The organism is Streptosporangium album (assembly GCF_014203795.1).
Taxonomy (GTDB): Bacteria; Actinomycetota; Actinomycetes; order Streptosporangiales; family Streptosporangiaceae; genus Streptosporangium; species Streptosporangium album.
Genome location: NZ_JACHJU010000007.1, coordinates 103,676 through 126,362, shown reverse-complemented (window position 1 = coordinate 126,362; position 22,687 = coordinate 103,676). Strand labels below are relative to the sequence as shown.

Sequence of the window (22,687 nt, the reverse complement as noted above, 5' to 3'; positions counted from 1 at the left end):
AAGTGACGCAACGGCGAACGTCTGGTGTCGCCACCAAGCCGCGTGCCAACGGCGAGGAGCGCTGGGAAGAGATTGTCACGGCAGCCGCCAAGATATTTTCTCAGAAAGGGTACGCTGCGACCAGTCTTCAGGATATCGCGTCGGCTGTCGGTATCCTGAAGGGAAGCATGTACCACTACATCAAGAACAAAGAGGATCTGCTCTTTGAATTGGTGCGGCGTGCTCTCGATGTGCAGATGCCGGTCCTGGTCGAGGAGGCCAGTGCCGGGGCGAGAAGTGCCCCCGAGCGCCTGCGCAGCTTCATTCGGCGTTGGATGGGATTCAGCAGAGCTCAGAGGCTCTGGTCCAGAGTCGCGGAGAACGAGTTCTCCCAGCTCAGCGGAAAGCGCTACAAGGAGGTCGTCGCCGAACGCGACAAATTCAGTGACTTCGTGAAGGGGATCATCGAACAGGGGATCAGGGAGGGCGCCTTCGACCCCGCGACGAACCCGAGTGTGGTCACCAGTTCGTTGTTCGAACTGATGAACTCGACTCCCAAGTGGTTCAAGCCATCTGGTGACCTCTCCTACGGGGAGCTTGCCGAATGGTACGCGACATTCGTGATCCGGGGAATCGGCGGACCCGATTTCCGGGACCGTAACGGCGCGTCCCTCGCCGAACCGAACGCGGAATTATAGGTAAAAACCTCACCGTCTCGAGGGGAATTCTCATGACAACCGCGAGATTTGTCGTGCAGACCGCGCCCGAGCGATATGAACTCCGGGAGGCTCCGCTTCCGCGCATAGGAGAGGACGACGCGCTCCTGGAGGTGGAGGCGTGCGGCGTCTGCGGCACCGATGTCGAGGTGTTCGGGGGCGAGTCCGGGGCCGGCCTGCCACTCGTCCCCGGTCATGAGCCCCTCGGTCGCGTCATGGCCATCGGGCGGGCGGCCAAGGCGCGGTGGGGGGTGTCGGAGGGCGACCGCGTCGCGGTTCACTCCACGCTGACCTGTGGCCGGTGCCGGGCCTGCCGCTCCGGGCTTCGGGGGTGCTCGGCTCCGGAGTTCGCCGACAGCACGATCTACGGCTTCGCAGTCCCGACGTGGCCCCGGGCCTGTGGGGTGGCTTCTCCACCCACCTCTACCTCGCGCCCGAGGCGATTGTCGTTCCGATGTCCTCCACGGTGAGCGTGGCTGCCGCATCCCTCTTCAACGTCATGGCGAACGGCGTGGACTGGGCCCTTGACCTGGGTGGCGCTCGCTACGGAATGTCCGTCGCCATCCTCGGCCCCGGACCGCGGGGCCTCGCATCGGTCATCGCCGCGGGCGCTGCCGGCGCGGGCCCGATCGCCGTAACAGGACTCGCCTCCGACCGCGAGCGTCTCGACCTGGCGTTGCGACTCGGTGCGGACCATGCGCTGGACGTGTCGGACAGGCCGGTGACCGAGGCGGTCGTGGAAGCGCTGGGTCAGCCCCCGGACATCGTGATCGACTGCACCCCGGGGTCGCTGTCCTCGGTCACCGACGCGATACGCCTGGCTGCCAGGAAGGGCACGGTCGTCCTGGCCGGTCTGAAGGGCTCGAAGGGATTGGCGCCGGTTCCCGTCGACCTGATCTGCGCCAAGCAGTTGACCATCAGGGGTGCGGTGTCCCGGAGCCTGCGGTCCATGGAGCAGGCCATCGCCTTGATCGAGTCGGGACGCTGGCCGTTCGAGGACTTCGCCAGCCACTCCTATCCGTTGGCGGACGCCGACCGCGCGGTGCGCGCGCTCATGAGCGCCGACAAGCCGGTGCACGCACGTATCGAGCCCACAGCATGACCGCCTGCCATCCGCGTGTCGCCACCCGATCCGTCGAGATCACGGTACGGGAACTGTCCGGTGTCAGCGTGCTCGCGGAAGGGCTTGAGTTTCCGGAGGGCCCGATCGTTCTGGACGACGGAAGCGTGCTGGTGACCGAGATAGCCGGCGGGCGCCTGACCCGGGTCCGGCAGGACGGGGCCAAAGAAGTCGTGGCCAGCCCGGGCGGCGGTCCCAACGGGGCTGCCATCGGCCCTGACGGCTGGGTCTACCTGTGCAACAACGGTGGTCGCTGGCCCGACGTCTACCAGGGCGGCCGGGTCGAACGCGTCAATCTCACCACCGGAAAGACCGAAGTTCTCTACACCCAGTGTGATGGCCACCCGTTGTCGGGGCCCAACGACATTGTGTTCGACTCCGCCGGAGGCTTCTGGTTCACCGACACCGGGAAGTTCAAGGGCCGACTACGGGATCTCGGATCTGTGTACTACGTCTCGGCAGACGGTCAGATCAACGAGGTGATCCATCCTGCCGAGTCTCCGAACGGGATCGGGCTGGCCCCCGGTGGAGGGCGTCTGTACTACGCCGAGACCGTGACCGCGCGACTGCTCGCCCGCACTGTGACCGGCCCGGGACGCCTCGACGACGTGCCGCCCCGGGACCCGTCCAACGTGATCTTCGGGCTGCCGGGGATGGCGGGCTTCGACTCGCTCGCTGTCGACGGAGCGGGCAACATCTGCGTTGCCACCCTGGTTCAGGGGTGCATCACCGTGGTCTCCCCTGACGGGTCGGTTGTGACCCAGTTCCGGATGCCTTCGGGGCTGGAGGACCGCCTGGTGACCAACCTCTGCTTCGGTGGTCCGGACGACTCGACCGCGTACATCACGCTCGCCGAGACCGGCAGGCTCATCTCCTGTCCCTGGCCGGAGCGCGGCCTGGCGCTCAACTTCTGACCCCTGCCTCGGGAGTGATCATGGAAGTACGCCCGTTCAGGATCGACGTCGCTCACGATGTCCTCGACGACCTGCGGTGGCGGCTCGAGCGGGCGCGACCGGCCGCGGAGTTGCCCGGCGCCGGATGGGACTACGGAACCAACGGCGAGTACCTCGCGGAGTTGGTCACCTACTGGCGGACACGCTTCGACTGGCGGAAGGTCGAACGGCGGCTGAACGAGTTGCCCAACGTCCGGGTGGAGGTGGACGGGCTCGACGTCCACCTGGTTGTCCAGCGTGGCGAGGGGCCGGACCCGCTGCCGATCGTGCTCGTGCACGGCTGGCCGAGCGGCTACCTGGAGATGACCCGGCTGATCCCGCTCCTGGCCGACCCGGGGGCGCATGGCGCCGACCAGGCGGACGCCTTCCATGTGGTCGTGCCCTCCCTGCCGGGGTTCGGCTTCTCCGACGCCCCCCGCTCGCGCGGGTACGGCTACGCTCGCATGGCCGCGACGGTCCGGCGGGTGGTCACCGAGGGTCTCGGATATCGCCGGTACGGTCTGCATGGGACGGGGCTCGGTGCGTACGTGAACGGCAGGATCGCGCTGGCCGACCCCGAGGCCGTGGTCGGGTTGCATACCCACGACCCGGCGCTGACTCTGCCCTTGTCCGCCGGTTCACCGCGTACCGAGGCAGAGGAGGCGTTTCTCGCGTACGCGCGGGAGTGGAACGCGGAGGAGGGAGCCTACGGGGCGCTGCACCGCACCAAGCCGCAGAGTCTGGCGCACGCGCTGAACGACTCGCCCGTCGGCTTGCTGTCCTGGCTCGTGGAGAAGTACCGATCCTGGAGCGACTGCGACGAGGATGTCGAGCGTCGTTACAGCAAAGACGACCTGTTGACGAGCGCCACTCTGTACTGGGTCACGGGCAGCATCGGCTCGTCGATACGCGTGTATTACGAGCGGGTGCGGGCCGATCCGCCTATCCCGCCGGGGACCCGGCTGCGGGTGCCCACGGGGGTGGCCATGCCGCGCGCGATTCCCGGCAATCCTCCGCGCAGAGCGACCCGCGAGATGATCGGGCGAACCCATGACATCCACCATTGGGTGGATTTGTCATCTGGCGGGCATTTCGCGTCATGGGAGGAGCCCGAGTTGGTGGCGGCGAGCATTCGCGATTTCTTCCGGCCGTTACGGTGACGGCATCGGGACCACGTCGCATGGTGCGGGCGGCGCTCGTGGAATAGAGGCGTCGAACGTCAGGCGGGTTCGTCGTGTACCAGGACGCGGTCTCCGACCACACGGACGGCGAAGGTGCGCAAAGGCGGGCAGCGCAGCCTGCTCGACGGACGCGGAAGGGACACGCCGGTACGAAGGTCGAAGCGACACCAGTGCGAGGGACAGGTAATGGTGGAACGCTTCACGATCGCGTTGGTCAGGGGGGCGCCAAGGTGCGGGCAGCGGGCGTCCACGGCGAAAACCTCTCCTCGGCGGTTCACCACGACCAGCACTCCGGTGCGTACCTCGACGATGGCCGGGGTTCCGTTCGCCGTCAGGGCCGGGAGGTCACCGATGTCCGCGAGGAGGTCGCCGGAGGGGGCGGCTGCCGGCAGGGCCCGGCTTCGCCGGCCGGGTCGGATCCCCAGACGACTCAGGAGTCTGCCGATGATCATGGGCGTGGTCGGTCTGTCTCGCCCGGCGTCTGCCCCTGGGTGAGGCGGAGTACCGCCCCGAAGCAGTCGTCGGGATGGAGGACGACATCGTCGCCCTGGCGTTCGGCGATGCGTACGCCGTTGGCCGCGAGGTGCTGCTCGGCGGCCGCGAGATCGCGGACCTTGAAGGTCACGGAGTGCATGATCTCTCCGTTCTCGGCGAGGTCTCGGCCGGCCAGGCTGTCGTCGGAGTGCGGCCGGGCCAGTTCGATGATCGAGTCCTCGCCCACGGCGACGTAGACGCTGCGCGTTCCGGCAGGGGTGCGGTCGCTGTGTCCGACCACGTCACCGTCGAGTGTGCCGGCGTAGAACGAGGTCGCACGGTGCAGATCCCGTACGACCACGGTCATGTGGGAGACCCGTTCGATGCCGAGGGGATGTTCGTCACGCCAGTACGCAGGGGAGTATGCCGGGTCCAACCGAGGGTCCCTGAGGGCGCCGTTCAGCGATGCCATGTCCACGAACTCGATGAGGGAGTGGCTGTCTCTGGGGTGGGTGTAGAGCGATCCGGGGAAATCGCCTGTCTCCATGTCGGTGCCGCCGGGTCCCGTCACGCGGATGCCGGCGGAGCGGAGCCGTTCGTACAGGCTGGGCAGATCGGTGACGTACCAGGCGAGCGAGTGAAGACGCTGACCGAAGCGGGAGTAGAAACGCCCGACCGGAGTCCGCTCGGCTCCCGGCACCCGGCTCGACATCATGGGCTCCACGCAGAAGTCCGCGATGACGAGAAGTGACGCGTCCCGCTTCTCGACGGGCAGGTGCCCTCTGTAGAACCGCCTTCCTCCGAAGATCTGGTCATACCAGATGTCGGCACGGTCGAGGTCGGCGACGACATGGATCGCGTGGAAGAACTTGCCGATCTTGAACAATTGCCTGCTCCCGCTCTGGCGGATTCGGTTGCCCGAACCTACTGTATCTAACAGTCGGTTGGTTGTTGAGAGGAGAGGAGGATGCGGTGAATCCGAAGATCGGAGCACGCTTCAGGAGCGTTGTCTGCGACACCGAGGTCATCGTTGTCCGCCCCATCGCCGAAGACGTCGATCTCAGGTGTGGGGGCCATCCAATGATCGGAATGGACGATGCCCCATCGCTCGGCGCGGCTCTGGATCCGGAGTTCGCGGGTGGGACCGCGCTCGGCAAACGGTACGTCGACCTGACATGCGGGCTTGAGCTGCTCTGCACGAAACCGGGCAAGGGCACACTTTCCGTCTCCACGGAACCGCTGACCGTGAAGGACGCCAAGCCCCTGCCCTCGTCTGACTGAGCGATGAAGGTTGAGCGATGAACCTTGCGCTGATCCTCCAGATGGCCGCCGACGGTCTCCACGGCCGAGCGGCGGTCGGACCGAAGCACAATGCGCTCTCGTACACGCAGCTGTACGAAAAGGCCCAGCGGGTGAGCGCCTGGCTCGCAGCACGCGGAGCGAGGCGGGCCGACCTGGTGGGAGTGAACTCCGAGGCCGTTCCCCTCCTGCTGTTCGGCGCGGCGCTCGCCGGAGTGCCGTTCGTTCCCCTCAACTATCGGCTGGCCGATGACAGGCTGCGGGCGCTCGCCGGCCGTACCATCCCGGCCGTGGCGGTCACCGACACGTCAGCTGTCGACAGGCTGAGCGGCATCCCGGGGGTCGAGGTCGTCCCACGTGCGGAGTTCCTGGCGGTGGCGGGCGACGAGAGCGTGTCGGCGACCCGCGACTGGGGCGGTGATCCTGACGACGTCGCGGTGCTGCTCTTCACCAGCGGCACCACCGGCGAACCCAAGGCCGCGGTGCTGCGGCATCGGCATCTCGTGTCCTACGTGGTCTCCACCGTGGAGTTCATGGGGGCGGACTCGGACGAGGCGACTCTGGTCAGCGTCCCGCCCTACCACATCGCGGGCATCACGGCCTTGCTGAGCTCGGTGTACGCGGGACGGCGAGTCGTGCAACTGCCCGCGTTCGACGCGCGGGAGTGGGTTCGCGTGGCTCGTGCCGAGCAGGTCACCCACGCCATGGTCGTCCCCACCATGCTGGGACGGATCTTGGATGAGCTGGGACGGGACACCCTTCCCGCCCTGCGTTCGCTGTCCTACGGCGGAGGGCGGATGCCCGCGCCGGTGATCGAACGTGCGATGGAACTGCTGCCGCACGTGGACTTCGTCAACGCGTACGGGCTGACCGAGACGAGCTCCACCATCGCCATGCTCGGACCGGATGACCACCGAACGGCCTGGGCGAGCGAGGACCCCGCCGTACGGCGGCGTCTGGGTTCCGTGGGGCGGCCCGTCCCATCGGTGGAGCTGGAGATCTGTGACGCCGCCGGGAAGCCGCTCCCAGCGGGCGCCCGCGGGGAGATCTGGGTGCGCGGCCCACAGGTCGCGGGTGAGTATCTCGACCGGCGGGCGGTGCGTGACCACGGCTGGTTTCCGACCAAGGATGAGGGCTGCCTTGACGAGGCCGGCTACCTGTTCGTAGAAGGACGGCTGGACGACGTGATCGTCCGTGGTGGCGAGAACATGTCGCCGGGCGAGATCGAGGACACACTGCGCGCACATCCGGCGGTCCTGGACGCGGCCGTGGTGGGGCTGCCGGACACCGAATGGGGCGAACGCGTCGTGGCGGCTGTCGTCTTGCGCGCGGGAACGGGCGCCACCGAGGAGGAACTCCGACTGTGGGTGCGTGAGCGGCTGCGCTCGTCCCGCACTCCTGAGCACGTGACATTCCGTACGGCCCTGCCGTACACGGACACAGGCAAGCTGCTCCGGCGTGAGCTGCGCGCGGAGTTGGTGCACGAGCAGGAAACGAGGTTCGCGTGACAGAGCACAGGTTCGTCAAGTACGAAGAGCTGGACGGCGGAACGATAGTCCGGATCATGCTCAACCGGCCGGACACCCGGAACGCGCAGAGTCGCGGGCTGCTGGTCGAGCTGAACGACGCGTTCCTGCGGGCCGAGGCGGATGACAACGTGCGCGTCGTCATCCTCGGCGGCGTGGGTCCGCTGTTCTCGTCGGGACACGACATCGGTTCGGCGGAGGCACGCGCGGAGTACGAGGTCGGCGGTCCCCAGCAGCATCCGAGCACGAAGGTCAACGGCGGCACGCGAGATGGGGTCGAGAGGGTGATGCTGCAGGAGTGGCATCACTTCTTCGAGAACACCCGGAGATGGCGGAACCTGCGCAAGATCACCATTGCGCAGGTTCAGGGTACGGTCTTCGCCGCCGGGCTGATGCTGATGTGGTCCTGCGACCTGATCGTCGCCGCCGACAACGTCCGCTTCGCCGATGTGGTGGGTACCCGGCTCGGCATGTGCGGAGTGGAGTACTTCGCCCATCCTTGGGAGTTCGGGCCGCGGAAAGCCAAGGAGCTCATGCTGACCGGTGACTCGATCGACGTGCACGAGGCACATCAGCTCGGCATGGTGAGCAAGGTCTTCCCCGTCGACGAGCTCGACGACAGTGCGCTGGCTTTCGCTCGGCGCATCGCCAAGCTGCCGACGATGACCGCCTTACTGATCAAGGAATCGGTCAACCAGACGGTCGACACCATGGGCTTCTACAACGCGCTGAACTCCTGCTTCGCCCTGCACGAGCTGAATCACGCGCATTGGCTCGTCATGACGCAAGGGGAGAGCCTCCTGGCGACGCCCGAGTTCGGCGTCCCGGACTGGCGCTCGGCGCCACCCGTGAAGCCTCTCGTCAAAGACGCCGCGGAGGCGGCCACACCCTGACGGCGCCACCGGCCCCTTGCTTCGCCGCCCCGGGCTAGGGGCCGTCCGGAGATCGGCGACATGTCGCCGCGACGTCGGAGGCCGAGGCGAGCTGATCAGGAACAGCCACTGGCTGTTCCTGATCAGCGATCCCAGGGACCGGTCAGTCGGCTCGCCACGGGGAGTGCTCCGGTGGTTCGCCCGTGAGCCGGAACTGCGGCAGCGCCATGTCATCGTCGAGATCGACGAAACAGACCTCCACGCGCATGCCGATGGCGACGTTCTTCTCGTCCTCGGGCTGGGTGACGTCGTCCGCCCGGACCAGGTTGGCGATCTTCCGCACCGAGACGAGCTCTCCCTCCGCTCCGTCGCGCCACGGCACCGCGCGTTGCTCGTCGAGTTCGACGAGCACGAGCGGGTACGGCACAGCGTCACGGAAAGCGGGGTGGACAGCCTGGGCCACGATCGCGTAGCTGTAGATCACACCTTTTCCGCTGACCTGCTCCCATTCCCATGCGAGGGCCGAGCAGTACGGACAAGCCGCCCCGATCGTCCCCCGCAGCAATCCGCAGCCCCGACAGCGCTGGACGACGAGCTTGTGCTGCCTGGCGGCCTCGAAGTAGCCGTGGTGCTCGGAGTCGGTCGGCCCCACCATCAGGTCGAGCCCCCTGTAAATCGCCACCGTCCCTACCTCCTGAGGATGAGCGCGCTCGAGACCGCGGGAGTGCCCCAGCCCATGTTCATCGCGATTTCCACGTCCTTCACCTGGCGGCATCCCCCTTCGGCGTAGTCGTGGGTGTGAACGCCTTCACGCCAGCCCGGGCAGAAGTCGTCGGCCTGATGCCGGAGCTGTCGGACGTTCTCGATCACCAGGTTCATGCCGTGGGTGTAGCCCTCACAGAGCTGGCCGCCACTCGTGTTGTTCGGCCGTGCTCCGCTGAGCTCGATGATGCCGCTGGAAACGTATTCGCCCCCTTCGCCCTCCTTACAGAAGCCGTACCCCTCGAACAGGAGCACGGGGGTGAAGGTGAACGCGTCGTAGCAGCCGGTCAGCTGGATGTCCGAGGGCTCGACTCCAGCGTTGCGGAAGGCGACCCGGCCGGCGTAGTAGCCGGCCTGGCGGGTGATCGGGTCGCACTGGTAGTGCGCCAGGGGGTCCTGGAACGGCTTGTTGACCCGTCCGGCAACCGACATCACGTGAACCGGGCGCTGCCGAAGGTTCCTGGCCCGGTCCGCCGAGGTGACGATGACGCACGTCGCGTTGTCGGTCTCGATGCAGCAGTCCAGCAGGTGACAGGCGGGCTTGACGACCCAGCGTGAGTTCATCACGTCGTCGACCGTGACCCGCTTCCTGTAGTACGCCCGCGGATTGTTGGAAGCGTGCTTGCTGTGCACCGCCTTCACGTTGGCCAGTTGCTCGCTCGTCGTGCCGTAGGTGTACATGTGCCGGGCGAAGGTGAACTGGAAACGCTGGGCAGGGCTGCTGACCCCGTAAGGGGCGCTGTCGAGGTCGCTTCCGTTCACCTTGGCGGGGGGCGGATTGCCGGACGCGGGAGCCCCTCCCATTCGCAGCGCGGAGTATCCGTTCATCGAGCGGAAGACGGCGACCGTGTGGCACATCCCGGCTTCTATCGCGCCGATCGCGAGACCGATGATGGTCTCTGTGCTGGAACCCCCGCCATAGGTATCGGTGTAGAAGTTCAGTCGGATTCCGAGGTCGGTGGCGAGCGTCTGAGAAAGCGTCGAATCACCGACCTGGTAGCAGAGCATTCCGTCGACGTCCTCGGCGCCCAGCCCGGCGTCGGTCATCGCGTTGCGTATGGCCTCCACCCCCATGCTGCGAGTGCTGCGCCCGGACCCACGGGTGTAGGCGGTCTCGCCCACCCCGACTATGCAGTACTTGTCCCGCAGAGACACCTCATCTCCCTCCCTGCACGCTTTCCTTCCGCGCCCCTTTATCTAACAGTCGGTTGGTTGACTACGCCAGTCTTGGAATGCGATCGTGAAGAAGCTCGTGGAAGGAGCCGAGATGAGACTCGCCAGTGTTCGGTATCGCGGCCACGACACACTCGCCATCGCGGTCGACGGCACATCGGACCAGGTCGCTGTGGTGCCCGCGGATTCAGGGCTGCCCACATCGATGACCGCGCTCGCCGCGCTCGGGGCGGGCGGGCTCGCACGGCTCGCCGCGCAGCTGCCGGACCTGCCGAAGGCCGAGACCGCGGATCTGCAGATGCTGGCTCCGGTGCCGGCGCCGGGAAAGATCGTGGCGATCGGACTCAACTATGCCGACCACGCGGCGGAAGGTGGCCACGCGATCCCCGAGTCGCCGACCGTGTTCGCCAAGTTCCCGACCGCGGTGCTGCCGCACGGCGGCGCCATCACATGGGACCGCGCGGTGACGACAGAGGTCGACTACGAGGCCGAGCTGGCCGTGGTGATCGGTACGGCGACCCGGCACGTCAGCGAGGAGCGAGCGCTGGACCACGTCTTCGGATACACCTGCATGAACGATGTCTCGGCCCGGGACCTCCAGCGGAAGGACGGCCAATGGGTGCGAGCCAAGTCGCTGGACACGTTCTGCCCTGCGGGGCCCTGGTTGGTGACCGCCGACGAACGCGGCGTCGAAACCCATGGCCTCATGCGACTGAGGTCCTATGTCGAACGGATCGAGGCCGGCGGGACGGCAGCCGATCCGACGATCGTCATTTGTCGGGAGTCTGCGACGACGGCGCTGATGGACGGCGGCAACGCACTCGGTGCGGTCGCCGACACCGCGGCGATGGAGCTCGCCATCGGCAAGGCAGCCGACTCCGGGGTGGGTCTCGTCGTCGTGCGCAATATCAACCACTATGGCGCAGCCGCCTACTACTCGATGATGGCCGCCGAAAAGGGCATGATCGGGCTTTCCATGACCAATGTGCTCGCATTGATGGCGCCCACCGGGGGAGCCCAGCCCCTCATCGGGAACAACCCGCTTTCGCTCGCCTTCCCGGGCACGTCGGACCCGATCGTCTGGGACTCCGCCATGAGCAAATCGACATGGGGGCGGGCGCTGCTGGCCGCGCAGCGAGACGAACCTCTGCCCTCGGACGCGTTCCTGGACCAGGAAGGCCGGCCGACTACCGACCCGAAGGCGGTGTTCGCGGGCGGTTCCTTGCTTCCGATCGCGGGATACAAGGGCTACGGCCTGGCGCTGTGTGTGGCACTGCTTACCGGTGTGCTCGGCGGCTGGCGTTTCGACGCCCAGATTTCCGGACGGCAGCCGCACGAGCCGGGGGACAACTCCGCGCTCATGGGCGCGATCAGGGTGAGCGACTTCCTGGACGGCGACACCTTCGCCCGGCAGGTCGTTGAGATCGCGCGTACCCTACGCACGGCTCCGAAACAGCCCGGCGTGGACCGTATCTGGCTGCCGGGTGAGAAGGAGGCCGAGCTCGCCCGTGACCGGCGCATGAACGGGGTCCCCGTGCAGGCCGCCGCACGTGACGACATCGCCGCGCTGGCTGATCGCCTGGGTGTCACGATCGACGATCGACTCAGAAGGAGTCTTCAGCAATGACAACACGGCACGCCGCCCAGCCGCAGGGCTCCTGCATCTCCGGCCGCTTTGCGGCGCGGCCCCTTCGATCATGCCCGGCGGCTGATCGCGGATCTGTCATATGAGGAGGTGAGCGTCATATGTCGCTGGCGTGGGAGGACTCAGACAAGGCGGTCGTTCGATGCCCTCACTGGTGCATGCTGGATCATTCTACGGACAACGCGATCCTGCTCCACGAGGGCGAGACGCACACGCTACGGGTCTCCCGTCGATACGAGCCGAGAATGCCCGAGTCGGTCGACGTCCGCGTGGTGCAGTACCTGGCGGAGGAGGCCTGCCCGGTATGGCATCCGTTCGTCGAGATCGCCCATCACGTCGGCGGGCGATACCGCATCATCAACCTGACCCCGCAGGAAGCTCGCCGCCTCGCTGCGACACTCCTCGCCTGCGCGGATCAAGCAGAGGCTTGAAGCTTCCGTCGCCTCAGGGCTTCATGCGTCATCGCGATGACCGCTGCGTGTTCGCGCGGATCGCCGCGCTCCCAACGCTCATTCGCGCGGTAGCAACCCGTCGATCAGTCCCCAGGCCATGGCGGTTGCCGCATCGATGGCCTTGCCGGACAGCGCCAGGTCGAGGGTGCGCCAGCGACCTATGCGCCGGGGGAGGCTGACGGTGCCGCCCGCTCCCGGTATCAGGCCCATGCTCACTTCGGGCAGACGGAAGGTGGTCCCAGGGTCGGCGATCACGGCTCCGGCGAAGGCGGGAAGCTCGATCCCGGCACCGACGCAGCTGCCGTGAACCCGCACCTCGATCCGGGCGGCGAGCTCGTGGACGAGCCTGCCGGCACCGGCGCGGGTGCGCACCAGATGAGCCGTGACAAGGTCGGGGGTGGTGCCGAACTCGTCGAGGTCGCCGCCGGAGCAGAAGGACGGCCCGGCACCGTTGAGCACCACCATGGTTATGGTGTCGTCGAACACGGCGAGACGGAGGGCTTCGACCAGAGCATCGCGGACGTCTCTGCCGTAGGCGTTGCGTCGCTCAGGACGGTTGAGCGTGATCAGCAGGCGGTCTTCTTCCCGCTTGACCGTGATGGGATCGTCAGCTGCAGGAGGAACGGGTCGCTGACGGCGGGCGCTGAGCCAGCGGTGGAACTCGGGCCCGCCGAGCAAGGCAGAGTAGGCGAAGGACTCCAGGTCCAGCGCGGCACTCACCGGCAGCGCTTCCCCCGTCCTGAGCACGCTGCCCAAGACCACGGAGGCGTGCGGATTGCGTACCACGGCCGCATACAGGAGACCCAGCCGCGTCTGCGGATCGGGAACGGTGACACAATCGCGCCTGGCCTGAGTGTCCGGACCTGTGAGGGTCAGATCCAGCACGCTCACCAACTCCCCGGTCTGCGGTGGCAGCGGCCCGTCGACGACTCCGACCAACAGTCGATCGCAGCTTCGCGCACGTTTCACAGCCCGGTCCAGTGTCACCGGGTCGACAGCGTCATCCAGTTGTACAGCCACGAACGGATCGCGCACTGCTCCAGCCTGATCGAGCAACGGGCCGTGGGCGGAACCGTCCGCCACGTCGGCGATGGACAGATGCGGCACGTCACTCACGGGCACCCACCGTCCGGACGACGTGTCATCACGTCACCTCCCGGGATCGACGAGCACCGGGCCCGGTTCGCTTGGCGTACCGGGCGATCGTCCGCCTGTGCGCGCGACGTTCGGGCTACAGGAATGATCATTGCTGCGAGTGTATCGTCGGAGCGTGTCATCGCATGTCCCTCATGTCGGGCATTGTCTGAGTCGGCGCCGTGATGGCCGATGATTCCATCAGGGACTGGGCCCGCAGCGGCGCTGTCACCCTGACCGGCCGCGCAGATGGCCCTCCTTTGGTACCGCCGGGCCGCGCCGCCACCACAGCTCGGGAACTGTCGGAGCGGTTCGCCGAACTCACCTCGGTCCGGCTGGACGGCGCCAGACTGCTCTCGGAACGTGCGGCCTACACGGGCCACCGGCGACGCGGAGCGGTGTCCGCAGGCGGTTCCTGCCGCCTACTGCCGACCGCCGACGGCTGGGCCGCGGTCTCCTGCGCCCGCCCCGATGATCCCGCGCTGCTCGGTGCCCTGACCCGCACCGAGGTCGGGGACGACCCTTGGCCCGCAGTCACCCGCTGGTTGCGGGAACACACGGGCGCCGAGTTCGCCGAGTATGCCGGACTGCTGGGTATCGCCGGTGGACCGGTGCGGCAGCACCGCAATCCCTGCCCCTTGCCGAAGCCCATGGCCCCACGTCCGCCGGCAGGCCTGCTGGTCGTCGACTTCAGCGCTCTGTGGGCCGGTCCGCTGTGCGCGCACCTGCTCAGCCTGGCGGGCGCAAGGGTCGTCAAGGTCGAAACACCGGAGCGGCCGGACGGTGCCCGCCGTGGGAACGCGGAGTTCTACCGGCTGCTGCACGCGGGCCACCGTTCGGTCGTCCTCGACCCCGGCGATCCTCGTGGACGGCACGCGCTGGCCCGTTTGGTCGACGCGGCCGACATCGTCATCGAGGCTTCCCGTCCGCGTGCGCTGGCCGGCTTCGGGCTCGACGCCGATGCCGCCGTGGCCGCCGGCGCCACCTGGGTCTCGATCACCGCGTACGGGCGGGCGAGGGACCGGGTCGGCTTCGGTGACGACATCGCCGCCGCAAGCGGCCTGGTCGCCTGGGACACCGACGGTACCCCGCTGTTCTGCGGCGATGCGATCGCCGACCCACTCACCGGGCTGACAGCGGCGGTCCTCGCCGCGACTGCCCCTGCCGATGGCTCAGGGATGCTCTGGGACGTTTCGATGTCCGATGTCGTCGCCTCGGCGCTGGAGCCCGGTGTCGGGCCGGCGGCCGGCACGCCGGGGACGCGCTCCCTGGCGGCCCGCCGAAGAAATGGCGCGTGGAGCGTGGAGACCCCCGCCGGCCTGGTTCCCGTCGCCTCTCCCCGGCAACGCGAAGTCTCCGACTCCGGACGAGTGGCCAGGAGCGGGGAGCATACGGCGGAGGTCTTGCGAGAGCTGGGGATCGCGGTGCCGTGACCGGGCTGCTGCTGCGCGATGTGGAGCTCGACGGCCGTATCCGTGCCGATGTGCGTGTGGTCGGGAACCGGATCACCGAGGTCGGTGCCGCCCTCGTCCGCCGTCCCGGAGAGCAGGAGCACGCATGCCGCGGCGGAGCGCTGCTTCCCGGGCTCTGCGATCACCACGTCCACCTGCACGCCCTCGCCGCGACGGGCCGCTCCGTCAACTGCGGGCCGCCCGAGGTGACCGACCGCGACGGCCTCGCCGAGGCACTCGCCGCCGCCACTCCCGACGAGCACGGGTGGATCCGCGGTGTCGGATACATCGAGACCGTTGCCGGAGACCTCGACGCCGCCGCTCTTGACCGCATGCACCCACACCGCCCGGTCCGGGTCCAGCATCGCAGCGGCGCCCTCTGGATGCTCAACACCGCCGCCGTAGCCGCGGCCGGCATCGGCTCCGGCGACCACCCTGGCGTCGAGCGCGATCTCAGCGGCACCCCCACCGGGCGCCTGTGGCGGGCGGACAACTGGCTGCGAGCCCGGCTGCCGCCGGCTGAGCCGCCGGATCTCGCCCCCGTCGGCGCCGCTCTCGCCCAGCACGGCATCACCACTGTCACCGACGCCACTCCCGATCTCAGCGCCGACACCATCGCGGCGATCGCCACGGCCATGCGCAGCGGAGCGCTCCCCCAGCGCGTACACCTGCTGGGGGCGCCTCTGGGTGGCTTCCCTGATGACTCACAGGTCCGATCGAGGGGCGAGAAGGTCATGAACAGGGGGGACCGGGCACACAACCCTGCCAGGTCTGATGGCGGCTCACGACTGACCGTCGGACCGTACAAGATCGTCCTCGCCGACTCGGGGCTCCCGTCGCCCGATGAGCTCGCCGGCAGGATCCGTGCCGTGCACGCGACCGGACGCGCGATCGCCGCACACTGTGTGAGCCGGGAGGCGCTGGTCATCCTGCTCGCAGCGCTCGACGAGGCCGGGGTCCTCCCCGGCGACCGCATCGAACATGCCGCTCTCGTTCCGGCCGAGCTCATCCCGGTGCTCGCACACCACCGCATCCGTGTGGTCAGCCAGCCTGGGTTCATTGCGCATCGCGGCGACGACTACCTCCGCGATCTCCCTCCACACGATCGCGCCGACGTCTACCGCTGTGCCGGCCTCACCCGGGCCGGGATTCCACTCGCCCTGTCCAGCGACGCCCCCTACGGCCCCCTCGACCCATGGGCGATCATCGCCGCCGCCGTGCAGCGCCGTACCCCGGCGGGGCGAGTGGTGGGTCCGGGCGAGCGCCTCACCGCGGCCCATGCCCTCGATGCCTATCTCGCACCGCCCGACGATCCCGGCGGTCCGGCCAGGAGGATCGGGCCCGGCGCCGTCGCCGACCTCGTGGTGCTGCACGTATCGCTTGAGCAGGCTCTGGCATATCCGGCGCCCGGCCTCGTCCGATTCACGATCATCAACGGAAAGATCGCGGAGTGGTGAACTCCGCGACGGTGTCCTGTCCGTCGGCGACAGCGACGAGCAGGACGATTCCGGCGGCGTGAACCACTAGGCAGACTACCAACCGACTGGTAGATTCCATGGCAGATTCCACTTGAGGTGCCATGTAGTTCGCGATCACCTGAGGTGCACGATCACCGCGCGACGCGACCTCAAGTTGATCCTGCTCGCAGCCTAGAAGGAGGATTCGTGGCCGAGGTCAGACGCAACGATTACTCCCTGAGTGACGATCAACGTGCGGTCCGGGACAGCTTCACCGAGTTCTTCGTCCGCGAATGCCCGAGCTCCCGCGTGCGGGACGCTGAGCCGCACGGCTTTGACGAGAAGCTGTGGCGATCCATGGCCCAGACCGGAGCTGTCACCATGGGGCTCCCCATGGAACTGGGTGGCGGCGACGCCGACCTGGTCGATCTCGTTCTCGTCGCCGAGCAGTACGGACGCCACCTCGCGCCCGTCCCGCTGATCGAGGCCACCGTGGCGCTCCGGCTGCTGGGCAGGAGCGCCCCCGAGCAGGCGGGCGCCTGGATCGAGGGCGCAGCGGCCGGCGGTCTATTCCCCACCCTGGCTCTGCGGCCGATGGCGACGGACAGACAGCTGATCCCCGCCGGCTCCGTCGCCGCAGCGGTGCTGGGTCTGAACGGCGACGACCTGGTGCTGGCGGCCACCGAGAAGCCGCTGCCCCAGGTCCGTAACCAGGGCAGCGCACCGCTGGCATGGTGGGAAGCGTCGCCGGGCACCGTACTCGCCACCGGACCACGCGCCCGCGAGCTGTACGGCCAGGCCGTACGCGAATGGAAGCTGCTCACTGCGGCCGCGCTCGTGGGCATCGGCGACGGCGCCCTGCAGCTTGGACTCGCCTTCGTGAAGGACCGCAAGGCCTTCGATACCCCGATCGGGGCATTCCAGGCGATATCGCACGCACTAGCCGACACCTACACGGCGGTGATCGGCGCGCGCCATCTGACGTGGAAGGCGGCCTGGTTCACGGAGAACGAGCCGGGCCGAAGACGCGAGCTCATTCCGATGGCGTTCGCCTACGCCGCGCAGACGGCCATGAAAGCCGCCACGGTCGGAACGCACGTCCAAGGAGGCTTCGGCTTCACCGTGGAATCGGACCTGCAGCTCTATTTCCGCCGGGCGAAGGGCTGGAGCGTACTCGCCGGGGACCCACGGGCGGAGCTCTCCGCGATCGGCCGGCTGTTGGCAGACCAGGTGAGGAGCTGACGATGGACTTCAGCGTGCTGGATCTTTCTGAGGATGTACGGGATTTCCTCAGAGAGGTCGAACAGTTCCTCGACGAGCACCTGACCCCCGCGGTCATCGACGAGGAGTGGGAGACCGGCGCCGGCCACAACAGATCCTTCCACCGCGCGCTCGGCGCGAAGGGCTGGATCTTCCCCGGCTGGCCGGTTGCGGACGGTGGCGCGGGGCTGGATCCTGTGCGCTGCCGCCTCCTTGAAAGCGAGCTCCGACGGCGCCACGCGCCCAGCATCACCAAAGGGACGACGTCGCTGTCCATCGCGGCCGTGCGGGCGTACGCCGACGACGAGCTGAGGGCCGATATCGTGCCGCGCGTCGCGCGGGGGGAGGTCTGCATCTGTCTCGGCTACACGGAGCCGGACGCCGGATCCGACCTCGCGGGCGTAAGGACCAAGGCGACCCGCGACGGTGTCCGCTGGATCATCAGCGGCTCCAAGATGTTCACCACCGGAGCACAGAACTGCCAGTACAGCTTTCTCGTGGCGCGTACCGATCCCGACGCCCCCAAGCACCACGGCCTGACGGTGTTCCTGGTGCCGTTGGACTCGCCGGGCGTCGAGGTCCGCCCGATCCACACGCTCGGCGGAGAGCGGACCAATGTCGTCTACTACGGCGACGTCCGGGTTTCCGACCACTACCGGATCGGCCCGGTCAACGGGGGCTGGTCGGTGCTGTCCGGCCCGTTGAGCGCCGAGCACGGAATCGGTCGTGATGACGATCACGGGCTGGCCGAGATCAATCCCGCGGGCGTCACCTACTACGAGACGCTTGAGCGGCTGCTGGAGCACACCCTTCGCTGGGCCGCCTCCAACCAGGTAATCGATGATCCGGTTGTACGGGTCCGGCTCGCCCAGGTGGCGCTCGACATCGAAGCCGCCCGCAACACTCCTTCTCCCATGGGACGGGTACTGGCGTCCGAGCTGCTCATCCGGGACTCGGCCGACATGATCGACCTCGTCGGGCCGGAGGCCCTCATCACCCGTGGTGAGGACGGCGCTCTGGAGGATGGGATCATCGAGTGGGCGCACCGCTTCGCCCAGGGCACCGCGATCTACGCGGGGACGACGGAGATCCATCGCAACATCATCGCCGAGCGGATCCTTGGCCTGCCTCGCCACGCGCGGTTCCGGAGCGGTTGATGGCAACAGAGCCTGTCGTGAGAGCCGAGCCCGGGTACGGCGCCGTCGCTGATGCGTTCCTCACGAACTTCACCGAACACGGCGAAGTCGGGGCCGCGTTCTGCCTCTACCGGGACGGCCGTCCGGTCGTCGACGCCTGGGGCGGAATCGCCGATCCCGTCTCAGGACGGACATGGCAGGAGAACACGCTGGCACTGATGTTCTCGGCCACCAAGGGGCCGACCGCGCTCGCCGTACATCTCCTTGCTGAGCGAGGCGTGCTCGATCTGGACACGCCGGTAGCCAAGTATTGGCCGGAGTTCGGTGCCGCCGGCAAGGAACACATCCCGGTGCGCTGGGTGATGTCGCACCGGGCCGGGATCGCGGCCGTGGACGCCGACCTCACCTTGCACGAGGTGTTCGCCTGGGACCCCGTGATCGAGGCGATCGCCGCGCAGGCACCCCAATGGGAGCCGGGCACGGCCGTCGGATATCACGCCCGCACCTTCGGCTGGATCCTCGGAGAGGTCGTGCGCCGGATCACCGGCCAACGATTCGGCGGCTTCTTCGCACGTGAGATCGCCGCCCCTCTCGGGCTCGACTTCTGGATCGGCCTCCCCGAAGAAGAGGAGGAACGGGTCGCCGTCGTGCTGCCCGACCAGATGCCGGGGAGGGACTTCTTCACAGGGGAATCCCTCATGGTTCGCGTGATGTCGGGCCCATCCGGGCTGTTCGCCTACAACGACATGTGGAACCGGCGGGATCTGCACGCCGCTGAGATGCCCTCATCGAACGGGATAGGTGATGCACGGTCGTTGGCACGTGTCTACGCCGCCACGATCGGCGACGTCGACGGCATGCGCCTGCTGCGTCCCGAGACGGTGGAACGAGCGGCAGCCCTTGAGGCGGAGGAGACGGACCTCGTCATCGGGGTGCCCACCCGAGTCGGGACCGGGCTGCACCTTGGGGCAGGGCTCGGCCCTGGCGTCGGGCCGCGGTCGTTCGGCCATCCCGGAGCGGGCGGATCCACAGCGTGGGCGGACCCCGAGGCCGGGATCGCCTTCGCTTACGTCGCCAACAAGATGCGGATGAACCCTGCAGGGGAGGGCGATCCCCGGACGGTTGGCCTCACTCGTGCCGTGTACGCGGCGATCGGATGACAGGAAAGAGGTAGTCGAATGCGTGTCGGCATCGGGATGCACTTCTCCAACTCCGGCGACTGGGACCGTTTCGAGGCACGTGAGCGCGGTGAGAACGTCCCCGGCCTGCCGGAGATCCCCGACTCGAAGATCCTGCAGGACGATCTGCGGATCGCCGAACTCACCGAGGAACTCGGCTACGACGCTCTTTGGTCGGTCGAGCACCACGTCACGCCCTACCAGATGGCGCCCAATCCGCTGCAATTCCTCACCTACATGGCCGGCCGTACCTCCCGCATCGACCTCGGCACCATGGTCACCGTGTTGCCCTGGCACCAGCCGGTCCGGCTGGCCGAGCAGATCGCGTTCCTGCAGGAGGTGATGGGGGAGGAGCGCTCGTTGCGGCTCGGCGTCGGGCGCGGGATCGGCCGTCGGGAGTACCAGGCGTACGGGGTCGACATGGAGGAATCGCGGCCGCGCTTCCAAGAGGCACTCGACATCGTACGGCTCGCGCTGACGAAGGATCGGTTCTCCTACGATGGCCAGATCTTCAAGATCCCGGAGACCGAGCTTCGCCCACACCCGCAGAACGGGCAGCGCATCGTCGACAACATGTGTTGTGCCTGGGGGAGTCCGCAGTCCGTGGCGGTCGCGGCCGCGAACGGGCTCAAGGCTCTCGTCATCCCGAACAAGCCGGTAGACGAGTATGCGACGGAGCTCACCGAGTACGCCAAGATCCGAGCAGAGAACGGTTTCGCGCCCACCCGGCCGACGCTTGTGCTCTGGGCGTATTGCGACGAGAACCAGCAGCGGGCCAGCGAAGTCGCCGACCGCTACATGCGGCGGTACGTGGACTCGGCGTACCGGCACTACGAGTTCTTCGGCACCCATTTCGACAAGCTGGCGAGCTACTCCCATTACGCCGAGCGAGCCGCCCGCGTGCGGGGGTCCCAGACCACGGAGGAGGCCAACTATCTGGTGAGCGATCATATCTGGGGAACACCGGACCAGTGCGTGGCGAAGGTCCGTGACATGGTCGGCCGTACCAACTGCGACGAAATCATCCTGCACGTGTCCTACGGCGGGATGCCACTCGACGACGCCGAGCGCAGTATGCGGCTCATCGCCAAGGAAGTCCTCCCTACGCTCAAGGAGCTGTGACATGGGCAGCGACGGCCGCCCGTTTGTGGTCGGCCTCGGAGGCACCACCCGTCCGGGATCGTCAACGGAGTGGGCGGTGCGCCGGGCGCTGGCACAGGCAGCCGCGTACGGGGCGCGAACTGCGCTCTTCGCCGCACGCGATCTTGAGTTGCCGCTCTACGCGCCAGAGCGCCAGGAGCGGACAGCCGCCGCGCTGGCCCTCGTCGACGCACTCCGTCGGGCCGATGGGATCATCATCGGCTCGCCGGGATATCACGGAGGCGTTTCTGGGATGGTGAAGAACGCCCTCGATTACGTCGAAGACCTCCGCAACGACGAGCGACCCTACTTCGACGGACGTGCTGTCGGCTGCATCGTCTGCGCGAACGGCTGGCAGGGCACGACGACCACGCTAGTGGCGCTCAGATCCATCGTGCACGCCTTGCGTGGGTGGCTCACCCCGCTCGGCGTCGCGATCAACTCAGGCGATCGGGTGTTCGCCGCAGACGGCGAGGTCACGGACACTGACGTGGCGCGCAAACTGGATCTCGTCGGCCTCCAAGTGGCCGAATTCGCATGGCAGCGAAGCCGAGCCGCGCACCCGGTGGCCCAGGGTAGCTCCTCGCTTGATCTTTAACCTGCATCGCCTCCCAGGCCACCCAGGTTAAAGATCAAGCGAGCGGTCTTTGGGAACTGGATTCTCGGATTTTGTGTCGCGCTTTCACGCGGCTCGCGGCAATCAGGCACGAGCCGCGTGATCGGCGGCGCGGATCGAGGCAAGGCGATGATCGTGCTCAACCCTGTACCGCTTCAAAACCCATCACATGCGGCTTGAGCTGGGAGTCCTCCGGAGCGGCTACGCGGCTCGGTGATACTCGTTGATCAGCCCGCCGAGTACCTTACGACGCTTGATCCGCCCCTCCAGCGGAACGGCGGTCCGCTCATCGTGATCGGTTGGCATCCCGGTCCCGAAGGAGGAAGCGGAACAAGTCGGCCCGCTCCCCCAGATCCATGAGCAGGTTACGGGCCTGCTGAACCGCCCACGCTCCGGTCGGATTCGCGGTCACCCCCAGGATGCGCACGCGCCTGGTCGCCACCTCCATCACGAACAGGATGTACAGGCGTTTCAAGGAGATCGTGTCGACGTGAAAGAAGTCGCAGGCCAGCAGCTCTTTCGCCTGGTACGCAGGAACGTTCGCCACGAGGTGTCGATGTTTCGGGAAGCCGGACCTGGCTGGCCGGCTCGCAGGATTCGCCGCACTGTCGCTTCACTGACCTGGTAGCCGAGCCGGACGAGTTCGCCCTATACCTGTCGATATCCCCATGCCGGGTTCTCCCGCGCCAGACGTACCACCAGATCCCGGATCTCCTTGCTCGTCCGAGGACGACCGGGCCGGTTCGGATACGTTCACCGGCGTCGGACCAAGCGACGGTGCCACGCCAGCAGCGTGTCCGGCGTAACCAGCCGATGAGCACGCAGGGCGGGCGACAAGAACCGCGCTAGCGCGGCCAGCACCGCCCGATCGGCCCAGTCCGGCTTCGGCCGAGCGACCTGACGCAGCAGCACCGCCACCTCATGACGGAGCATCATGATCTCGACATTCTTGATCGCTTCGCTCCGGCCCAGCAGCGCCAGCCAGCCGAACAACCGCATCATGAGCAAGTAGAGGAGACGGAGAGACATAAGAACCGATCTTGCCCGCACTGCCACCTCAGGTCGACCTGCAGGTCAAGCACCCGGCGACGACTTTTGAAGCGGTACAGGCCCTCCCATCTCACGAATGCGGGAGGGCCGCCGTGACCAGCGTTCACCTACCGGGCTTAACGCCTTTGCCGGTC

23 protein-coding genes and 1 pseudogene are annotated in these 22,687 nt (G+C 67.5%); 17 read left to right on the top strand and 7 right to left on the bottom strand.

All coding sequences use genetic code 11. From position 1 onward, the window contains the following. The first annotated feature begins 2 nt into the window (after positions 1-2). From FHR32_RS45595 to FHR32_RS41310, 5 genes and pseudogenes are all read left to right on the top strand, one after another. Positions 3-677 (top strand): TetR/AcrR family transcriptional regulator, encoded by a 675-nt coding sequence (locus FHR32_RS45595; RefSeq protein ID WP_184760050.1) that lies wholly within the window; start codon positions 3-5, stop codon positions 675-677. Between the two features lie 32 nt (positions 678-709). Then, positions 710-973: pseudogene (locus tag FHR32_RS47610) on the top strand (alcohol dehydrogenase catalytic domain-containing protein); the annotation flags it as partial. A 23-nt stretch (positions 974-996) separates the two neighbouring features. Beyond that, the gene (locus FHR32_RS41320) at positions 997-1,797 is read left to right on the top strand and encodes a zinc-binding dehydrogenase (RefSeq protein WP_312882941.1); all 801 of its coding nucleotides are present in this window, start codon (positions 997-999) and stop codon (positions 1,795-1,797) included. Then, complete coding sequence (locus FHR32_RS41315; RefSeq protein WP_221466917.1) at positions 1,794-2,729, top strand: SMP-30/gluconolactonase/LRE family protein; 936 nt, start codon at positions 1,794-1,796, stop codon at positions 2,727-2,729. Before FHR32_RS41320 ends, FHR32_RS41315 begins: the two co-directional genes overlap by 4 nt. 20 nt (positions 2,730-2,749) lie before the next feature. After that, a complete protein-coding gene (locus FHR32_RS41310; RefSeq protein ID WP_184760047.1) occupies positions 2,750-3,907 on the top strand; it encodes an epoxide hydrolase family protein in 1,158 nt (385 codons plus the stop codon). A gap of 59 nt (positions 3,908-3,966) precedes the next feature. On the opposite strand, the gene FHR32_RS41305 is transcribed toward FHR32_RS41310, so the two are convergent. Together FHR32_RS41305 and FHR32_RS41300 are read right to left on the bottom strand one after the other, a co-directional pair. After that, positions 3,967-4,380, bottom strand: a complete 414-nt coding sequence (locus FHR32_RS41305) for a Rieske (2Fe-2S) protein (protein WP_184760046.1) — start codon at positions 4,378-4,380, stop codon at positions 3,967-3,969. After that, positions 4,377-5,288: a VOC family protein gene (locus tag FHR32_RS41300; RefSeq protein ID WP_184760045.1), complete on the bottom strand. Its 912-nt coding sequence runs from the start codon at positions 5,286-5,288 to the stop codon at positions 4,377-4,379. The genes FHR32_RS41305 and FHR32_RS41300 overlap by 4 nt, the downstream gene beginning before the upstream one ends. A 203-nt stretch (positions 5,289-5,491) precedes the next feature. Here FHR32_RS41300 and FHR32_RS43730 point away from each other — a divergent pair, with 203 nt between their 5' ends. Genes FHR32_RS43730 through FHR32_RS41285 form a run of 3 tightly spaced genes read left to right on the top strand, consistent with a single transcriptional unit; the run spans position 5,492 to position 8,120 of the window. After that, positions 5,492-5,683, top strand: a complete 192-nt coding sequence (locus tag FHR32_RS43730; protein ID WP_221466916.1) for a hypothetical protein — start codon at positions 5,492-5,494, stop codon at positions 5,681-5,683. 17 nt (positions 5,684-5,700) lie between these two features. Further along, the gene (locus tag FHR32_RS41290) at positions 5,701-7,209 is read left to right on the top strand and encodes a class I adenylate-forming enzyme family protein (protein WP_184760043.1); all 1,509 of its coding nucleotides are present in this window, start codon (positions 5,701-5,703) and stop codon (positions 7,207-7,209) included. Next, the gene (locus FHR32_RS41285; RefSeq protein ID WP_184760042.1) at positions 7,206-8,120 is read left to right on the top strand and encodes an enoyl-CoA hydratase; all 915 of its coding nucleotides are present in this window, start codon (positions 7,206-7,208) and stop codon (positions 8,118-8,120) included. The genes FHR32_RS41290 and FHR32_RS41285 overlap by 4 nt, the downstream gene beginning before the upstream one ends. Positions 8,121-8,262: 142 nt before the next feature. On the opposite strand, the gene FHR32_RS41280 is transcribed toward FHR32_RS41285, so the two are convergent. Together FHR32_RS41280 and FHR32_RS41275 are read right to left on the bottom strand one after the other, a co-directional pair. After that, positions 8,263-8,781, bottom strand: coding sequence for a Zn-ribbon domain-containing OB-fold protein (locus FHR32_RS41280; protein ID WP_184760041.1), 519 nt, complete (start codon positions 8,779-8,781; stop codon positions 8,263-8,265). A 5-nt stretch (positions 8,782-8,786) separates the two neighbouring features. Beyond that, positions 8,787-10,016 (bottom strand): thiolase C-terminal domain-containing protein, encoded by a 1,230-nt coding sequence (locus FHR32_RS41275; RefSeq protein ID WP_184760040.1) that lies wholly within the window; start codon positions 10,014-10,016, stop codon positions 8,787-8,789. Between the two features lie 85 nt (positions 10,017-10,101). On the opposite strand from FHR32_RS41275, the gene FHR32_RS41270 reads away from it, so the two are divergent. After that, positions 10,102-11,661 carry an Ldh family oxidoreductase gene (locus tag FHR32_RS41270; RefSeq protein ID WP_184760039.1) on the top strand — a complete coding sequence of 520 codons (1,560 nt, stop codon included), beginning with the start codon at positions 10,102-10,104 and terminating at the stop codon, positions 11,659-11,661. Between the two features lie 119 nt (positions 11,662-11,780). Next, the gene (locus FHR32_RS41265; RefSeq protein WP_376773460.1) at positions 11,781-12,110 is read left to right on the top strand and encodes a DUF6907 domain-containing protein; all 330 of its coding nucleotides are present in this window, start codon (positions 11,781-11,783) and stop codon (positions 12,108-12,110) included. Positions 12,111-12,188: 78 nt separating this feature from the next. Here FHR32_RS41265 and FHR32_RS47055 read toward each other — a convergent pair whose 3' ends face one another. Then, entirely contained in the window at positions 12,189-13,247 is a 1,059-nt protein-coding gene (locus tag FHR32_RS47055) for an enoyl-CoA hydratase/isomerase family protein (protein WP_221466915.1), read from the bottom strand. Between the two features lie 203 nt (positions 13,248-13,450). On the opposite strand from FHR32_RS47055, the gene FHR32_RS41255 reads away from it, so the two are divergent. The 7 genes from FHR32_RS41255 to FHR32_RS41225 all read left to right on the top strand — a co-directional run bounded on the left by FHR32_RS41255 (position 13,451) and on the right by FHR32_RS41225 (position 21,485). Further along, entirely contained in the window at positions 13,451-14,698 is a 1,248-nt protein-coding gene (locus FHR32_RS41255; RefSeq protein ID WP_184760037.1) for a CoA transferase, read from the top strand. After that, complete coding sequence (locus tag FHR32_RS41250) at positions 14,695-16,173, top strand: amidohydrolase family protein (protein WP_184760036.1); 1,479 nt, start codon at positions 14,695-14,697, stop codon at positions 16,171-16,173. Before FHR32_RS41255 ends, FHR32_RS41250 begins: the two co-directional genes overlap by 4 nt. 207 nt (positions 16,174-16,380) lie before the next feature. After that, positions 16,381-17,415: an acyl-CoA dehydrogenase family protein gene (locus tag FHR32_RS41245; protein WP_184760035.1), complete on the top strand. Its 1,035-nt coding sequence runs from the start codon at positions 16,381-16,383 to the stop codon at positions 17,413-17,415. Between the two features lie 2 nt (positions 17,416-17,417). Next, positions 17,418-18,590 carry an acyl-CoA dehydrogenase family protein gene (locus tag FHR32_RS41240; RefSeq protein ID WP_184760034.1) on the top strand — a complete coding sequence of 391 codons (1,173 nt, stop codon included), beginning with the start codon at positions 17,418-17,420 and terminating at the stop codon, positions 18,588-18,590. Then, positions 18,590-19,729, top strand: coding sequence for a serine hydrolase domain-containing protein (locus FHR32_RS41235; protein ID WP_184760033.1), 1,140 nt, complete (start codon positions 18,590-18,592; stop codon positions 19,727-19,729). The genes FHR32_RS41240 and FHR32_RS41235 overlap by 1 nt, the downstream gene beginning before the upstream one ends. An 18-nt stretch (positions 19,730-19,747) precedes the next feature. Then, complete coding sequence (locus FHR32_RS41230) at positions 19,748-20,869, top strand: LLM class flavin-dependent oxidoreductase (protein ID WP_184760032.1); 1,122 nt, start codon at positions 19,748-19,750, stop codon at positions 20,867-20,869. A gap of 1 nt (position 20,870) precedes the next feature. Continuing rightward, positions 20,871-21,485, top strand: coding sequence for an NADPH-dependent FMN reductase (locus FHR32_RS41225; protein ID WP_184760031.1), 615 nt, complete (start codon positions 20,871-20,873; stop codon positions 21,483-21,485). A 304-nt stretch (positions 21,486-21,789) separates the two neighbouring features. Here the strand turns inward: FHR32_RS41225 and FHR32_RS43725 are convergent, their stop codons facing one another. Then, entirely contained in the window at positions 21,790-22,050 is a 261-nt protein-coding gene (locus tag FHR32_RS43725) for a hypothetical protein (RefSeq protein WP_221466914.1), read from the bottom strand. A gap of 206 nt (positions 22,051-22,256) precedes the next feature. After that, complete coding sequence (locus FHR32_RS43720) at positions 22,257-22,505, bottom strand: hypothetical protein (RefSeq protein WP_221466913.1); 249 nt, start codon at positions 22,503-22,505, stop codon at positions 22,257-22,259. Positions 22,506-22,687 lie beyond the last annotated feature (182 nt).

What these genes read in the sequence shown, in the direction of transcription:
- FHR32_RS41310 (WP_184760047.1), top strand. Translation starts at nt 2,750, where the DNA reads ATGGAAGTACGCCCGTTCAGGATCGACGTCGCTCACGATGTCCTCGAC.
- FHR32_RS41290 (WP_184760043.1), top strand. Translation starts at nt 5,701, where the DNA reads ATGAACCTTGCGCTGATCCTCCAGATGGCCGCCGACGGTCTCCACGGC.
- FHR32_RS41315 (WP_221466917.1), top strand. Translation starts at nt 1,794, where the DNA reads ATGACCGCCTGCCATCCGCGTGTCGCCACCCGATCCGTCGAGATCACG.
- FHR32_RS41255 (WP_184760037.1), top strand. Translation starts at nt 13,451, where the DNA reads ATGGCCGATGATTCCATCAGGGACTGGGCCCGCAGCGGCGCTGTCACC.
- FHR32_RS41230 (WP_184760032.1), top strand. Translation starts at nt 19,748, where the DNA reads ATGCGTGTCGGCATCGGGATGCACTTCTCCAACTCCGGCGACTGGGAC.
- FHR32_RS41235 (WP_184760033.1), top strand. Translation starts at nt 18,590, where the DNA reads ATGGCAACAGAGCCTGTCGTGAGAGCCGAGCCCGGGTACGGCGCCGTC.
- FHR32_RS41240 (WP_184760034.1), top strand. Translation starts at nt 17,418, where the DNA reads ATGGACTTCAGCGTGCTGGATCTTTCTGAGGATGTACGGGATTTCCTC.
- FHR32_RS43720 (WP_221466913.1), bottom strand. Translation starts at nt 22,505, where the DNA reads ATGATGCGGTTGTTCGGCTGGCTGGCGCTGCTGGGCCGGAGCGAAGCG.
- FHR32_RS41305 (WP_184760046.1), bottom strand. Translation starts at nt 4,380, where the DNA reads ATGATCATCGGCAGACTCCTGAGTCGTCTGGGGATCCGACCCGGCCGG.
- FHR32_RS41265 (WP_376773460.1), top strand. Translation starts at nt 11,781, where the DNA reads ATGTCGCTGGCGTGGGAGGACTCAGACAAGGCGGTCGTTCGATGCCCT.
- FHR32_RS41225 (WP_184760031.1), top strand. Translation starts at nt 20,871, where the DNA reads ATGGGCAGCGACGGCCGCCCGTTTGTGGTCGGCCTCGGAGGCACCACC.
- FHR32_RS43730 (WP_221466916.1), top strand. Translation starts at nt 5,492, where the DNA reads ATGGACGATGCCCCATCGCTCGGCGCGGCTCTGGATCCGGAGTTCGCG.